The organism is Hyalangium sp. (assembly GCF_045802625.1).
Classification (GTDB): domain Bacteria; phylum Myxococcota; class Myxococcia; order Myxococcales; family Myxococcaceae; genus Hyalangium.
In genome coordinates this window covers 64,683-78,609 of record NZ_JBJMQP010000054.1, presented here as the reverse complement: position 1 = coordinate 78,609, position 13,927 = coordinate 64,683, and the positions used below count along the sequence as shown (strand labels likewise).

13 protein-coding genes are annotated in these 13,927 nt (G+C 68.4%); 2 read left to right on the top strand and 11 right to left on the bottom strand.

Annotation, left to right across the window (positions count from 1 at the left end):
- Positions 1 to 5: 5 nt before the first annotated feature.
- Complete coding sequence (locus ACJ8AT_RS10975; protein ID WP_407737624.1) at positions 6 to 584, bottom strand: Uma2 family endonuclease; 579 nt, start codon at positions 582 to 584, stop codon at positions 6 to 8.
- 89 nt (positions 585 to 673) lie between these two features.
- Entirely contained in the window at positions 674 to 976 is a 303-nt protein-coding gene (locus ACJ8AT_RS10970; RefSeq protein ID WP_407737623.1) for a YkvA family protein, read from the bottom strand.
- A gap of 243 nt (positions 977 to 1,219) precedes the next feature.
- Here ACJ8AT_RS10970 and ACJ8AT_RS10965 point away from each other — a divergent pair, with 243 nt between their 5' ends.
- A complete protein-coding gene (locus ACJ8AT_RS10965; RefSeq protein ID WP_407737622.1) occupies positions 1,220 to 2,143 on the top strand; it encodes a CHAD domain-containing protein in 924 nt (307 codons plus the stop codon).
- 5 nt (positions 2,144 to 2,148) lie between these two features.
- Here ACJ8AT_RS10965 and ACJ8AT_RS10960 read toward each other — a convergent pair whose 3' ends face one another.
- The 5 genes from ACJ8AT_RS10960 to ACJ8AT_RS10940 all read right to left on the bottom strand — a co-directional run bounded on the left by ACJ8AT_RS10960 (position 2,149) and on the right by ACJ8AT_RS10940 (position 9,293).
- Positions 2,149 to 3,366, bottom strand: coding sequence for a sensor histidine kinase (locus tag ACJ8AT_RS10960; RefSeq protein WP_407737621.1), 1,218 nt, complete (start codon positions 3,364 to 3,366; stop codon positions 2,149 to 2,151).
- 162 nt (positions 3,367 to 3,528) lie between these two features.
- Positions 3,529 to 6,336, bottom strand: coding sequence for a DNA gyrase subunit A (gene gyrA, locus ACJ8AT_RS10955; RefSeq protein ID WP_407737620.1), 2,808 nt, complete (start codon positions 6,334 to 6,336; stop codon positions 3,529 to 3,531).
- Positions 6,337 to 6,485: 149 nt separating this feature from the next.
- Complete coding sequence (locus ACJ8AT_RS10950; protein ID WP_407737619.1) at positions 6,486 to 7,244, bottom strand: tetratricopeptide repeat protein; 759 nt, start codon at positions 7,242 to 7,244, stop codon at positions 6,486 to 6,488.
- Positions 7,245 to 7,335: 91 nt separating this feature from the next.
- Positions 7,336 to 8,301 (bottom strand): hypothetical protein, encoded by a 966-nt coding sequence (locus ACJ8AT_RS10945; RefSeq protein WP_407737618.1) that lies wholly within the window; start codon positions 8,299 to 8,301, stop codon positions 7,336 to 7,338.
- A complete protein-coding gene (locus ACJ8AT_RS10940) occupies positions 8,298 to 9,293 on the bottom strand; it encodes a hypothetical protein (RefSeq protein WP_407737617.1) in 996 nt (331 codons plus the stop codon). Before ACJ8AT_RS10940 ends, ACJ8AT_RS10945 begins: the two co-directional genes overlap by 4 nt.
- Positions 9,294 to 9,508: 215 nt before the next feature.
- Here ACJ8AT_RS10940 and ACJ8AT_RS10935 point away from each other — a divergent pair, with 215 nt between their 5' ends.
- Complete coding sequence (locus ACJ8AT_RS10935) at positions 9,509 to 10,252, top strand: hypothetical protein (protein WP_407737616.1); 744 nt, start codon at positions 9,509 to 9,511, stop codon at positions 10,250 to 10,252.
- A 23-nt stretch (positions 10,253 to 10,275) separates the two neighbouring features.
- On the opposite strand, the gene ACJ8AT_RS10930 is transcribed toward ACJ8AT_RS10935, so the two are convergent.
- The 4 genes from ACJ8AT_RS10930 to ACJ8AT_RS10915 all read right to left on the bottom strand — a co-directional run bounded on the left by ACJ8AT_RS10930 (position 10,276) and on the right by ACJ8AT_RS10915 (position 13,915).
- Positions 10,276 to 10,761, bottom strand: a complete 486-nt coding sequence (locus tag ACJ8AT_RS10930; RefSeq protein WP_407737615.1) for an acyl-CoA thioesterase domain-containing protein — start codon at positions 10,759 to 10,761, stop codon at positions 10,276 to 10,278.
- A 76-nt stretch (positions 10,762 to 10,837) separates the two neighbouring features.
- Complete coding sequence (locus ACJ8AT_RS10925; protein WP_407737614.1) at positions 10,838 to 12,022, bottom strand: tetratricopeptide repeat protein; 1,185 nt, start codon at positions 12,020 to 12,022, stop codon at positions 10,838 to 10,840.
- Positions 12,023 to 12,252: 230 nt separating this feature from the next.
- Positions 12,253 to 13,236 carry a hypothetical protein gene (locus ACJ8AT_RS10920; RefSeq protein WP_407737613.1) on the bottom strand — a complete coding sequence of 328 codons (984 nt, stop codon included), beginning with the start codon at positions 13,234 to 13,236 and terminating at the stop codon, positions 12,253 to 12,255.
- Positions 13,237 to 13,414: 178 nt separating this feature from the next.
- Positions 13,415 to 13,915 (bottom strand): DUF3592 domain-containing protein, encoded by a 501-nt coding sequence (locus tag ACJ8AT_RS10915; protein ID WP_407737612.1) that lies wholly within the window; start codon positions 13,913 to 13,915, stop codon positions 13,415 to 13,417.
- Between the last annotated feature and the right edge of the window lie 12 nt (positions 13,916 to 13,927).

Here is a 13,927-nt window from a genome sequence, read left to right as displayed (position 1 = left end):
CAGGCTCAGCCAAAGATCCGAGTCAGGGGCAGGGAGACGCCAGACAGCGAGCGGCACTCGAGCACTTCACCACCGGAGCGCACTTCCCGGCTCCGGTAACGCCCCTGCGCTGCATCAGGCTCCCGATACACCTCGATGCATGCTTTGTCCGCGTCGATCAGCCAGTACTCAGGAATGGACGCCCGCGCGTAGAGGCGCGCTTTCACATCCCGGTCACGAGCTAGCGAGGCGCTCGCCACTTCCACAACCAGCAGCGCATGATGCGGATGCTCATCTGAGGGCACCGCGCTGGCCGGCACGACAGCGAGCTCCGGCTCGGGCTCGCTCTGCCCGTCAAGCGTGAGGGGCACCTGGGGACGCACGTCAAACGCATCGCCCAGGCTCAGCACCAACAGCTTGGTCAACCGCGTGATGATGCGTGCGTGAGCAACTCCCCGAGGCGACAGCTCGACAATGACGCCCTCGAGCAACTCGACACGGTCGTCCTCATCCAGGATGCCGGACTCCAGCATTCGATGGTAAGCGTCGACGCTGAAGCGGTGCGGCGTCCCTACTGACGCCAGGGGTGCTTCCACCTGAACCATGTGAGGCTCCTCGCTCCTGGAAGATAGTCACCTCCCAGGAGCAGCGTCCACCAGGCTTCGGCCACAACTGTTAGGAGCGCCCCGGCCTGTCAGAACGAGTCGCGCACCGGCGGCAGGCGCGAGCGTCCGTCCATGTCCCGAGGCACCCCATCCGGCGTGGGCTCCGGGTTGTACTGCTGCACCTGCCGCACCATCCAGAAGGCCGCGGCGGACAGCACGCCGAGATCATCCAGCCACCCCACGATGGGAATGAAATCGGGAATCGCATCCACCGGAGACAGGAAGTAGATCACCGCTAGCAGCCCGATGAGCTTCTTCCACAGCGGGACACGACCGTCTCTCAGGTACCGGAAGAACCGGGACCCCATTCCGCGAAGACCCGTCACGTTCATGTCTCCTCCTACGCACGAGGGGCAACGTTCATTGCACCCCGATCCTACACGCCTGCTCCCTCCCTGAGCCGCCGACAGGCCATCCCATTGCCTCACACTTCACTGTCTCCCATGAGACGGCCCCACCTTCGGACCTTCCGCTCCCGCGCTCCTGCCCCGCCGAACGCTTGAAGTTCCCCGCGGGAGATCCCACGCTCGGAGACGAACGGCCACGCCTCCGCGGTGTGGCGGGGGTCCGGATCCGTGGCATCAGCCGCCAAGAAGCTCGCGCGCAAATCCGCGGTCAAGGGCGCGCGAAAGCTCATGCTCCAGCACCTGGAGCAAGCCGAGTCCGGGGTCGAGCGGCTGCCTCACCGTGACGACGCCGAAGCCCTGCATGACCTGCGCGTCGCCCTGCGCCACGTGCGCACGTACCTCACCACCTACCGCAAGCTCTTCGCCAAAGCCGTGCCCGCCAAGAGCTTCGATGCCCTGCGCGAGCTCGCCCACCTCACCAACCCGGCCCGCGACGCCGAGGTCGAGGTGAGCTGGATCGCCGGACACTCCCGAGCCCGCCGCGCCACCTCCGGAGCCGCCCACCTGCGCGCCCAGCTCACCCGGCGCCACACGCAACTGCTACGGGAGATCCGCGAGCGCTTCGCCCAAGACTTCCCCCCGCTCGCCAGCCGCCTGCGCCAGCAGCTCGAGCGCGCCGAGGACACGCACCGGCGCACCTTCGGGCAGTCCACCGCGAAGCAGGTGAGGCGCCAGGGCCGGAGGCTGCGCAAGCGCCTGGACCGGATCCAGGGACCCACTGACGTGGAGAACTGCCACCAGGCTCGCATCGCCGCCAAGCGCGTGCGCTACCTGCTGGAGCCCTTCAGCGAGCTCCGTGGCGCGCCCAAGCTCATCGATCACCTCAAGGAGCTGCAGGACACGCTCGGAGAGATGCATGATCTCCACGTGCTGCTGAAGACGATGGCCGAAGCGCCCGAGCGGGCCCGGGCGTCCAGGAGCCGCGTCCCTCGTTCGGAGCTGGCCTCGCTCGCCGCGACCGCACGCCGGCAACTGCCCCGGCTCTACGCCCAGGTGGAGCAGCGCTGGTTCGGAAGAGCGGGAGCCAAGCTCGACAGGGCCTTGGGCCGGATGGCCTCCACGGTCCGCGAGAAGGGTCATCCCAACAAGTAGCCCCGCTAGGACGCTTCCGCCAGCACGGAGCCCTGGGCCACCGAGGCCGTATCAGAGACCGGCAGCTTCACTTTGAAGCATGTGCCTCGGCCCACGGTGCTCTCCACGGAGATGTCTCCGCCCATACCGGTGACGATGCCATGGCAGATGGAGAGCCCCAGCCCCGTGCCCACTCCCACCGGCTTTGTCGAGAAGAACGGATCAAAGATGAGCTTGAGCAGATCCGGCGGGATGCCATGGCCGGAGTCCTGGATCTCCACCACCACCCAGGACCCCTCCTGACGCATGTGAACATCCACCTCGTTCCTGTCGGGAGCGCCGTCCTCGATGGCCTGGACCGCGTTGATCAGCAGGTTGAGGAACACCTGCCCCAACCGGGACTCATTGCCTCGCACCGGAGGCACGTCCTCCAGCTGCTTGTTGAGCCGGGCCCGGTGCCGCAGCTCCAGCATGATCAGGCTGAGGGACGCCTCGACCGCCCGCTTCACGTCCGCGAACCCCTCTTCCCTGTCCTGGCCGCGCGCGAACGTCTTCAAGTCCCCCACCACATGGCGGATGCGGCCAGCGCCCTCTCGCGCCTCCGCGAGCGCCTCCGCGCACTCGGCCAGCAGGCGATCCGCGACGTCGACGTCCAGCGGGCCGTCCGCGCCGCGCAAGGCCCGCCGCAGCGTCCCCACGTTCTCCGCGACGAAGTTGAGGTTCGAGGAGACGTAGCTCAGGGGGTTGTTCACCTCGTGCGCCACGCCCGCCGCCAGCGTGCCCAGCGCCGCCAGCCGATCCGCCTGGATCAGCCGCTGCTCCAGGTTCTTCTGCGGGGTGATGTCCCGAATCAAGAAGGCCACGGTGGGCCGCTGCGGCACCGACATGGACTCCGCGCTGAACCAGCGGTGCTTGCCGGCGACCTCGAGGCTGTACTCGAAGCGCGTGGGCTTGCCCGACTCCAGGGTCTCCCGGATGCGCTCCATGAAGAACGCTCCACCCTGGGGGCCATGCACCTCGGTGACCGTGCGGCCCAGCACCTTCTCACGAGGCATGGCCAGCATATGGTCCGACTGGGTCCAGATGCTCATGTAGCGCCCCTCGGCGTCGAACTCGAAGACGAGGCCGTCCGTGAGGCCGAGGACGAGGCGCAGCCGCTCCTCGGCGACCTCGAGTTGGACGCCGAGTGACTCGCCAGGAGGCTGATGGCCCGGGGCCGCCCCCTGACTGCTGGACTCTCCCATGAGTGTTTCAGCGACCTCCTATGGCGTATTGAACACCACGTGCCCGGGCCATGGCACGTGCCCGGGAGATCGCTCGGCTCCTCGATTTCCGACGAGGCGGCGGAGTGTAGGTCCAAGCTCACCCGTAGTCTGGGGTGATTCCCACACCTCGGTCCGACCGGATCAGCCCTCTTCGGGAGAGCCGTCACCCGGATCAGAGCCTTCGTCGGAGCCCGCGTCCTCGGAGCCCGTGTCCTCGGAGCCCGTGTCCTCGGAGCTGGTGGAAGAGGGCTCGGTCTCGGACGACGCGGTGACCTGCGCCTCATCCGTGCTCGCGGCGCTGGTGTCCGCATCCTCGGCCTCGTTGGACTCGGGCAGCTTGGAGATGCCTGTCACCTTCTCGGTGCCGTTCTCCAGGGCGATCAGCCGCACGCCCTGCGTGTTGCGGCCGATGACGGAGATCTCCTTCGCCTTCATACGGATGAGCATCCCGCCGTTGGTGACGAGCATCACCTCGTCCCCATCCTTCACCTGCACCAGACCCACCACCTTGCCATTCCGCTCGGTGGTCTTGATGTCGATGATGCCCTTGCCGCCTCGGCCCTGGCTCCGGTACTCGGTCTCCTCGGTGCGCTTGCCGTAGCCGTTCTCCGTCACCGTGAGGATGGTGGTGCCCTTCTCCACCACGTCCGCGCCCACCACCTCGTCCCCGTCCTCCAGGGTGATGCCCTTCACGCCGTAGGCCTGGCGGCCCATGGAGCGGACCTCGTCCTCCGTGAAGCGGATGCTCATGCCCTGCGCGGTGGACAGGAGGATGTCCTTGGTGCCGTCGGTGATCTTCACCGCGACCAGCTCGTCCCCCTCGTCAATGCCCAGCGCGATGAGGCCGCTGGAGCGCACGTTGGCGAACGCGCTCAGGTCCGTGCGCTTCACCACGCCGCGCTTGGTGACGAAGAAGACGTAGCGGTTCTCCGGGAAGTCCCGCGTCACCAGCACCTGCGCCAGCTTCTCGCCCTCGCCGAACTGCACCAGGTTGATGATGGCCTTGCCGCGAGAGGTGCGGCTGGCCTGCGGAATCTGGTGCACCTTGAGCGAGTACAGCTTGCCCTTGGTGGTGATGGGCATCAGGTACGCATGGGTGCTCGCCACGAACAGGTCCGTGACGAAATCGTCTTCCTTCGTCGTGGCGCCCGTCTTGCCTCTACCGCCGCGCTTCTGCGCCCGGTACTCGCTCAGCGGCGAGCGCTTCACGTAGCCCGTATGGGACAGGGTGACGACCATGTCCTCCTCGGCGATCAGGTCCTCGCTGGTGATCTCCGACACCTCGCCGGTAATCTGCGTGCGGCGCTCGTCGCTGTAGCGCGAGCGGATGTCCTGCAGCTCCGTCTTGATGACGCTGAGCAGGCTGCGCTCGTTGGCGAGGATGTCCCGCAGCCGGGAGATGTCTCGCACCAGGGCGATCAGCTCCTTGAACAGCTCCTCGCGCTGCAGGCCGGTGAGGCGCTGCAGGCGCATCTCGAGGATGTTCTGCGCCTGGTCCTCGCTGAAGCCCGCGCCCTCGTACTTGTGCTCCAGGCCCGCGTAGCTGGGCTCCTCGGCCCGGGCGCGGCTGACCAGCAACTCCATCTGCGCCAGCGCCTGCGCGTAGTCGATGCGCTGCAGGTTGCGGAAGCGCTCGTGCTCGTAGAGCGACGGCGAGAGGATGTGCATCAGGCCCCAGCGCGCCTCGTCCGGATCCTTCGAGGCGCGGATCAGGCTCACCACCAGATCAATCAGGTCCTGCGCGACCAGCAGGCCCTCGACGATGTGCAGGCGGGCCAGCGCCTTCTTCAGCTCATAGCGGCTGCGGCGGGTGACAACGTCCCGGCGGTGGGCGATGAACCGGTCCAGCATCTCCTTGAGGGTGAGCGTGCGCGGCTGCCCGCCGTCGATGGCCAGCATCACCGCGCCGAACGTCGTCTCCAGCGGCGTGGTGGCGTACAGGTTGTTGAGCACCACCCCGGAGATGGCGTCGCGCTTGAGCTCGATGACGACGCGCATGCCCTGCCGGTCGCTCTCGTCGCGGATGTCGCTGATGCCCTCCAGCTTCTTCTCGCGCACCAGGTCGGCGACCTTCTCGATCAACCGCGCCTTGTTCACCTGGTAGGGGATCTCCGTGATGATGATGGCCTCACGGTCTCCCTTCTTGCTCTCTTCAATCTCCGTCTTTCCGCGCAGGGTGATCTGCCCGCGGCCCGTGGTGTAGGCGCGCAGGATGCCCTCGCGGCCGGTGATGAGGCCGGCGGTGGGGAAGTCCGGACCGGGGATGAACTTCATCAGATCCAGAACGGTGGCGTCCGGGTTGTCGATGAGGTGCAGCGTCCCGTCGATCACCTCGCCCATGTTGTGGGGAGGGATGTTGGTGGTCATGCCCACCGCGATGCCGCTGCTGCCGTTGACCAGCAGGTTGGGGAACTTCGAGGGCATCACGAGCGGCTCGGTCATCGAGTCGTCGTAGTTGGGCCCGAACTGCACCGTCTCCTTGTCGATGTCCGCCAGCAGCTCCTCGGCGAGGCGGTCCATGCGCACTTCGGTGTAACGCATGGCCGCCGGCGAATCGCCGTCCACGCTGCCGAAGTTGCCCTGCCCGTCCACCAGCAGGTAGCGCAGGCTCCACTCCTGGGCCAGGCGCACCATGGCGTCATAGACGGCGGTGTCGCCATGCGGGTGGTACTTACCAATCACGTCACCCACCACACGGGCGCTCTTCTTGTACGCACGGTTGTGGGTGTTCCCCAGGTCGTGCATCGCGAAGAGGATGCGGCGGTGCACGGGCTTGAGGCCGTCACGCACGTCGGGCAGCGCGCGCCCGATGATGACGGACATGGAGTAGTCGAGATACGAGCGGCGCATCTCGTCTTCGATGTTGACGGGGATCAGCTCCCCGGCGCCGCTGTTGGAAGGCGGAGGCGCGGGGGGCGTTGCCGGCTTGTCGGTGGTGTCGTCGGCCATGGGCTTTGAACGCTCTGGGAAGGTGGGGGCGGGCCCGCTCGAAGGGGGCATCCGCCCGGCGTGGGAGCGTTCGTAACCCCCGGATCTTCTTACGTCAACAGGGGAAACGAGGGGGTGTTGGCAGGTCCGCTCGGCTGGTGTGGGAGCGGCTAGGCCACGCTCTTGGAGCGCAGGGGGGCGGCGAGCCTCTCGGCCTCGGCGCCAGTGGGCCCGTCAGGGTCGATTTCCCTGGCTTTTTCGAACGCGGCCAGGGCCCCGTCGCGGTCTCCCTTGAGCTTCAGGGCCACGCCCACGTTGAGGTGGGCGGCGGCGTTGTCGCGGTCCATCGACAGGGCCTCGCGGAAGAGAGCGAGCGCCTGGTCCACGTCACCGGACAGCAGCGCCTCCTTGCCCGCCTGCACGCGCTTCTCGGAGTCGTTGATGAACTCCACCTGGAGCACGCTCTTGCCCACCACGTTGGCGATGAGGACACGGAGGATTCCGCCCCAGTAGAAGGTGAGGCCCTCGGCGGCGACCACGGCGGCCAGGGGCAGGTCTGGCAAGAGTTGCTTGCCGCGGAACTTGAAGCGCACCTTGGTGTAGCGGCCCTTGTTGGCCCAGTGGACCATCTCGCCCTGGAGCTTCTTGAGGCTCTCCTCCATGCGCTTGGGATCGATCTCGAAGGGCAGCGCGCGGCCCTTGTCCACGGGCTCGCCCGCGGGCAGGGCCTTCTGGGCGGGCCGGGCCTCAATGGGCTCGGCTTCGATGACCTGGGCCTCCGGCGGCTTGGGAGCCTCGGGGGCCGGAGCGGGCTTCACGGGCGCCGCGCGCCGCTTCGCCGCGGGGGGAGGCGTGCGCTGCTTGGGAGCAGCGGTGCGGGTGGGCTTCTTCTTCGCCGGGGCCTTGCTGCGCGGTGAGCTCTTCGCCATGAAGCTACTCTATAAGCAAGTGTCACCCCGCGCGCCTGAGTGAGTGCGCCCACGAGCGAAGGTTCTTCACTGCGCGCGAAAATCCGGGACTTCAGGGCCACATCCCTTCCTGGATGGCCGCGTCCACCAGCCCGGCGATCACATCCTGACTCCGCTCCGAGGGCACCTGCGGCAACTCGAGGCGCGACGTGCGGAGGAACCGCTCGTCGATGACGATGTGAGGCGCGCGCTTGCGAAGCTCCTCGATCAGGCTCTGCCACGTGGCGGCCCTCGAGGCAGCCCTCAGCGCCCCGAGCCCGGTGAAGGCCGTCTCCTCCGTGATGACCATTCGCGTGTCGCCGCCGTACACCCAGAGGAAGTTCTCCAGGTGCTCGTGCTCGGTCCTCAGCACATCGCCCAGGCTCCTGTCCTCGGAGGGACGGGAGCGAGCCTGCCGCACGATCTCTATCTCGACCGTCGTGCTGCTCCGCCGGCCTCGAACCAACAAGCGCAGCTCCTGATAGCGCACCCGCTGGAGTTCCCCCTTCCCGTCGTCCACGCTCAAGGTCTCCTCGTCGAGCGTGAAGCGCCGGACCCTGATCCCTCGGTGGATCAGCCTCGAGTACTCGCCGAGCACCACGGAGAACCCCTCGGCGGTCAGCTGCTCACCCAGCCGCTCCGCCTCGTCCGCCGGCAGCCGCGCCAGGAGGGAGGGCTGAGACCGCGTCAACCGCAACCGCACAGCCGCGGGAGGCATCCGCAGCAGCCTCGACAGGACCGGCACGGCCTCCTCCAGCGAGGGAGGCGGCCGCGCGAGCGCCACAATCATACCGGCGGCCCCAACCGAGATTTCCGGCCGGGGTGACGAGAGCTCCTCCTGCTCCCGCTTGCGAGCCTCCACCTTCTCGACACGCTGGCGCAGCCGGGCGGCCTCTCGCTGTGTCTCGTCGATGGCCTCGCGCAGCGCCTTCTGCTCGCGCGCCCCCTGCGTCCGCTGCTTGTCGAGCTGCTCCCGCGTCTGGCGCAGCTCCTGCTGGACCTCCTTGAGCTTGTCGCTCAGCTCCCGCGTCTCGCTCATAACCACAGCCCCTCCTCGATGGCCTGGAGCAACAGCTCAGCCAGCAGCTCCTGGCTCTGCTCCTCGTCCACCTGGGGCAGGACGAAGCGCGGCATCTGGAGAAACCGCTCGTCCAGCACGACATGGGGTGCGCGCCGCTGAAGCTCGTTCGCCAGCCGCTGGAGGTTCTCGAACACCGAGGGAGCTCGCTGCTCCCCCAGTCCGGTGAAACGGGTGACCTGCGTGAAGGCCAGCCGAGCGCCCTTGCCGAGCACCCAGAGGAAGAGCTCCAACTGCTCATGCCTGACACGGACCGCGCGGTGCACCGGGATCTGGAAGAGTCCCGTCCCACCCACGGACACCACCTCGGGCTGGGTCTCCCACTGGGCGACGGTGCTGCGCCCCCGCATCAGCAGCCGAAGCTCCGCGTAGCGCACCCGCAGGCTCTCCCCGAGGGTCCCCTCCACGCTCAGGGCCTGCTCCTCGAGCACGAACTGCTTCACCATCACCGGGCTCGCCTTCTCCCGGCGCTCCACCGGACAGCTCACCGCGAGGAAGCCCTCCGCGCGCAGGGCCACTCGAAGCTCTTCCGCCTGGGACAAGGGCAAGCGCGCCACCACCGCGGGCGGCATCGGGGCCAGACGGAACCGCACGTCCACGGGCGCGAGCTTCAACACCCGCGACAGCGCTGGCATGGCCTGCTCCAGCGAGGTGGGGTTCCGAACGAGCGCCACAATCGCCGTGCCTGTCTCATGGGGGCGCTCCTCCACCACGGGCGCGGGCTCGGGCGGCACGAGGCTCGCTGATGGCGCGGGCTCCTCCCCTTCAGCCTCCAGCTCCTCGAGGCGGCCCCGCAGCCCGGCCACCTCGCGCCGCGCGCCCTCCAATTGTTGCTGCAGCGAGTCCCGTTCCCGCGCCTGATACACGCGCAGTTTCTCCAGGTGCTCCCGGGCTCGGCGGAGCTCCGCCTGGGTCTCTTCCAGCTTCTCGCGTAGCTCGCGGCTCTCGCTCATCCGCCCTCAGACTATCCCGCGCCGGAGCCCTCTTGCGCGTAGCGGAGCCCAGGGCCACCGCGAGCCAGTGCTTGGGAGCCTTCTTGCGCAAGAGCATGAACCCCCTGGAGATTTCCCGAGGAGCCTCGGCCATGGCGGTTTGCCCTATGCCCTCTTGCACTCGGAGTGCGACTCAGCCACAAGGCGAGGCCGCATCCCCTTGAGGAGACGAACTCATGAACGCCCAGATTCTTTTTCGTGTGCGCTGGCTGGCCGGAATGGCGGCCCTACTTTCGCTGACGGCCTGCGGTGATGACACCCAGGAGCCCACGCCACCCGCGGAGCTCACCTGTGACTCGCAGACCTACTCGACCGCCGTCCGCGACGCCGCCGAGCCCACCGCGGACGACATCTACACGGGCCTGGTGGCCATCACCCCCTCCAACCCGAAGCTGATCTGGAACGCGGACAAGAGCGCGGTGCGCATGGTGGTCTGGACCACCTTCACCGGCTACAAGCCGGGCGACTTCCTGATGACGCGTGATGTGTTCGTCACCTCCGCGCCCCAGGTGCAGGAGCTGTGCAAGACGGTCGCCGCGGATCAGGTCGTCGCGCGCGTCAACGAGTACCTCGGGCTGCCTCCGGCCACGGAGGCGGACAACGCCCGCTTCTTCGTCGAGATGTGGGTGAAGCCCGCGGACATGTTCCGCCCGTGCCCGGACCCGGAGATCGACGACGCCACGTGCGGCCTGACCTTCCCCGCCACGGCGACCGACGCCCACAAGGCGTGGATCAACAACTGGTACTCCACCAGCTACGGCTTCTGGCAGAAGACGCAGTACCCGTGGACGGGGCTGGGCTACACGTATGACTGGTGCAACGCCGACACGCACGTGGGCGCCAGCGAGTTCGTGGTCCGCTCGGGCGCCACCGTCACCGTGACGGGGCAGATCGATCGCGCCACCTACTGCGCCCCGTAGCCAGCTTGTCTCGGAGGGAGCGCTCAGCCGAGCACGGCGATGCACTGCCGGCACTGGGCCAGCAGCTCTCCCTCTTCGGTCCACAGCTCCTGGAAATCCTCCGTGAAGCCCTCGCCCGCCCAGCGCGAGCACCCCGTGCGCAGGTAGTGGGCACCGGGGCGGTCCGCCGGGCGTGGCAGGGCGTGGAAGAAGTGCACGGTGAAGTCCACGCTCGCCACGGGGTGGAGGCCCTCCACCGCCGACAGCACCGAGACGAGCTTCCCCGCGCGCTCGATGCGCCCCCGCACCTCTGCCTCGCCCTGGGCGGCGGGAGCACAGAAATGCACGGTGAGCGAGCGCACCGGGCGCCCCGGATCCGCGACCAGGTGCTCCATGGCGCGCAGCAGCTGGCCCGCCACCACGCCTCCGAAAGCGCCTCGTCCCTGGTACCAGGGCGCCTCGAAGCGGCTGCGGTAGCGCCCCTCTCCCAGGGGCGCGAGGTGGATGGCGGTGAGGAAGGGCGCGCTCATGAGCCGTGGGTTACCACGACTCCCGCGGACAAGCCCTCAACGGAGCGCGCCCGCGGCTCCAACTCTGGCTCCGCGCTCAGCCGAGCTGCTTGATCAGCCGCTCCGCCTGCTCGCGGATGGAGGCGTCCAGCGTGGGCCCGCGGCCCAACAGCTCCTTCGCCAGCTCCTTCGCCTTCGCCTCGTCGCCCAGCCGCATGCACGCCACGGCCAGGTTGATCCGCGGCTCGGGGCGCTCTGGAGCGCGGCGCACGGCCTCCTCCAGCACCTCGCGCGCATGCTTCACCGAGTCCGGCAGCTCCGGCGTGCGCAGCAGCAGGTTGCCCAGGTTGTTGGCCGGGCCCCAGTCCGCCGGGTCCAGCTCCATGGCCGCGCGCCATGCCGCCATCGCGCCCTCGGGATCCGGGGGCGTCATCCCCTCGTAGATCATCGCCTCCACCGAGCGGCTCTGCACCGAGGCCAGCCCGCGCTCGGCCAGCGCCTGGCACAGCGCGAGCGCGTCCCGGAACCGGCCCTGCGCCATCCGGAAGCGCGCCAGGTTGCCCACGGCGCTCGGGTTGTTCGGGTGCAGCTCCGCCAGCTTCTCGGCCACCCCCGCCGCGCCCTCGATATCGCCCTTGCCCGCGAGCACGTTGCTCAGCGTGTGCAGCAGGTACTCCTCCTTCGGGAACGCGTTCAGCCCCTGGCGCAGGATGTCCTCGGCCGCATCCAGCTCGCCGCCCGCCTGCAGCGCGATGGCCATCACCACGTACGAGGGGATGTGCCCCGGGTTGAGCTTCAGCGACGTCTGCAGGTGCTCGAAGGCCTCCTTGAGCTGCCCCAGCGCGAACTGCACCCGCGCCAGCTGGAAGTGGTACACCCCCATCCCCGGCTCGAGCTCCACGGCCTTCTGCAGCGCCTTGCGCGCCAGCTCGTTCTCCTCCGCCTCGGCCAGCAGGAAGCCCACGCCGTACAGCGCCTCGGCGCGCGGCGGATCCTCCGCCAGCTTCAGGTAGATGGCGCCCGCGGCCTTCGGGTCTCCCCGGCGCATGAACAGCGCCGCGCGCACCAGCTGGGCGTCCGCCTCGTCCGTCGGGGTGCCACCAGCGGCCCTGGCCAGGAGCGCCTCGGCCTTGGGCTCATCCCCATCGAACACCGCCAGCTTCGCCAACGCCAGCAGGGCTCGGCGATCCTTCGGGTTGCTCTGGAGCGCCGCCTCGGCCTCCGCGCGCCCCAGCTCCAGATCACCTGACTTCAGCAGTGCCTCGAAACGTTGAGTGCTCATACGTCCCAGATAACAGAGAGTCCACGGCTCTAGGAAGTGGACCCTTGTTTCTTGGACCCGCTCATGAGCCCGGCACGTGTAACGAACACGGGGCGGGGGCCTCAGGCCGCGTTGCTCCGCGGCTCGTCAGCGCCCGCCCCGACTCGACTGCGACACCTCACCTGGCTCCCGGCACCGAGGGGGACCCGGACAGCGAAGCTCCGAGCCGGATCCCCTCGAGCGGGCCTGGCTCACCAGCCGCTGAAGATCTTCTTCACGGCGCTGCCCACCGCGCTGCCCACGGCCTTGACGCCGCTGGCGATCGCGTGGCCCGCGTCCTTCACGGCGTTGCCCACGTTCGAGGCCGCGCCCTTGAAGAAGCTGCCGACCTTGCTGCCGATGTTCTTCACCAGCTCGAGCGGCTTGGTGACGACGTTCTTGATCGCGTCGCCGATCTTCTTGAAGTTGATGTCGACGCCGAAGCTCAGCTTGAAGCCGAGGCCGAGCGCCGCGCCCAGCTCGAACTTCGCCTTGAAGTGGCCGCCCTCGAGGCCCACCGAGGCCTTGGCCGTGGCGCCAATGCCCGCCCAGGCCTCCGCGCCGGCGTGCACGCCGCCGTAGTCGCCCAGCTTCACGTCGCCCGACACACCGGCCCGAGCGCCCGCGAACGCGTCCGCGCCGGCCTCCAGCATGTACTTGCCGTGGACAGGGTCGATGGTCAGGTCACCCTGCGCGTTCGCCTTGGCGCCCACGTAGGCGTGGCCCTCGGCGTCGGCCGTCACGGGGCCGAGCTTGGCGTGGGCGCTGGCCGCCGCGTCGATCAGCGTCGCCTGGGCGTGCAGCTCGCCGTGAGCGCGGGCCACGCCGCCCTCGAAGGACACCGAGCCGCTGCCGTTCACCGAGGCCTCGAGCGCGCTCGCCCGGTAGTTGCCCGAGACGATGCCGTTCGGGTTACCGAAGCTGCCCTCGGTCTTGGCCACCGACACGCTCTTGGAGAAGCTGCCGTCCTTCTCCACCTTGGGCAGCTTGCCGAGCAGCCCCGCCAGCGCCCCACCGAAGCCCGTGGTGGGCAGCTTCGGGGTGTTCATCGGCTTGTCGAAGCTGTAGGTCTTGTTCCAGTTGCGGTTGACCTCGCCGCTGCGCTCGAAGCTGCTCTGGAGGTGATCCGGCAGGCCCGACTTCTGCTGCGGAGCCGCCGTGTTGTGCGCCGGGGCCGTGGCAGGCTTGTCCTGCACAGTGGAACGATTGACCAGACCAGGAGTGGAGGGCTTCGTAGAGCGAACGGACATGACGGCAACCTCGGGGAAAATGAGTCGTTGCTGGATTATCGCCGGCTTAACGACGCGGTTGCTTCTGATCCGCGATCATTTTTGATCCATTGGAACCACTAGGGTTCTCTCCACCTGAGAAGAATTACAGCCGGGCTGCGAACCAGCGGGCGATGAGCTCCACGGAGAAAGCTAGCACGAGCAGAACGCCCCCCACCACCGAGCGGGTGAAGTCCAGAGGGTGCAGCCCCGGCTCGAGCACGGACTCGGTGGGATCCTGGGGGTTGTAGGCGACCCGGACCTGCTGGCCGGGCAGGTAGCGCGCCAGGGTGGACTGGACCCCCGCCTCGCTGCTCGACTCCGTGGGGCCGAGGCGGATAACCGTCGAGCCGATATGGACTCGGCCCACCAAATATTCGTAGTGGACGCGGGCCTCGTAGTGGATGCGCGAGCCGCCCCCGGCCTCGGCGGGCAGCTCCCGCCGGTGCTGCAGCTCCTCGGCGGAGACGACGGTTCCTGACGCGGTGGGCCAACGCTGGGTGCGAGCCGCCCGCCAGGCGTCACGCAGCCCCGCGACGAGCAGCCCTACCCCGACGGCGGCGAGTACCGCGCAGATGAAATGGATGACACCCCAGACGAGCCACACGCGCCCAGCCTA

Bases quoted from the DNA above. Each gene is read 5' to 3' on its own strand.
- ACJ8AT_RS10935 (WP_407737616.1), top strand. From the start codon at position 9,509: ATGAACGCCCAGATTCTTTTTCGTGTGCGCTGGCTGGCCGGAATGGCG.
- ACJ8AT_RS10945 (WP_407737618.1), bottom strand. From the start codon at position 8,301: ATGAGCGAGACGCGGGAGCTGAGCGACAAGCTCAAGGAGGTCCAGCAG.
- gyrA (WP_407737620.1), bottom strand. From the start codon at position 6,336: ATGGCCGACGACACCACCGACAAGCCGGCAACGCCCCCCGCGCCTCCG.
- ACJ8AT_RS10960 (WP_407737621.1), bottom strand. From the start codon at position 3,366: ATGGGAGAGTCCAGCAGTCAGGGGGCGGCCCCGGGCCATCAGCCTCCT.
- ACJ8AT_RS10930 (WP_407737615.1), bottom strand. From the start codon at position 10,761: ATGAGCGCGCCCTTCCTCACCGCCATCCACCTCGCGCCCCTGGGAGAG.
- ACJ8AT_RS10950 (WP_407737619.1), bottom strand. From the start codon at position 7,244: ATGGCGAAGAGCTCACCGCGCAGCAAGGCCCCGGCGAAGAAGAAGCCC.
- ACJ8AT_RS10925 (WP_407737614.1), bottom strand. From the start codon at position 12,022: ATGAGCACTCAACGTTTCGAGGCACTGCTGAAGTCAGGTGATCTGGAG.
- ACJ8AT_RS10940 (WP_407737617.1), bottom strand. From the start codon at position 9,293: ATGAGCGAGAGCCGCGAGCTACGCGAGAAGCTGGAAGAGACCCAGGCG.
- ACJ8AT_RS10975 (WP_407737624.1), bottom strand. From the start codon at position 584: ATGGTTCAGGTGGAAGCACCCCTGGCGTCAGTAGGGACGCCGCACCGC.
- ACJ8AT_RS10970 (WP_407737623.1), bottom strand. From the start codon at position 976: ATGAACGTGACGGGTCTTCGCGGAATGGGGTCCCGGTTCTTCCGGTAC.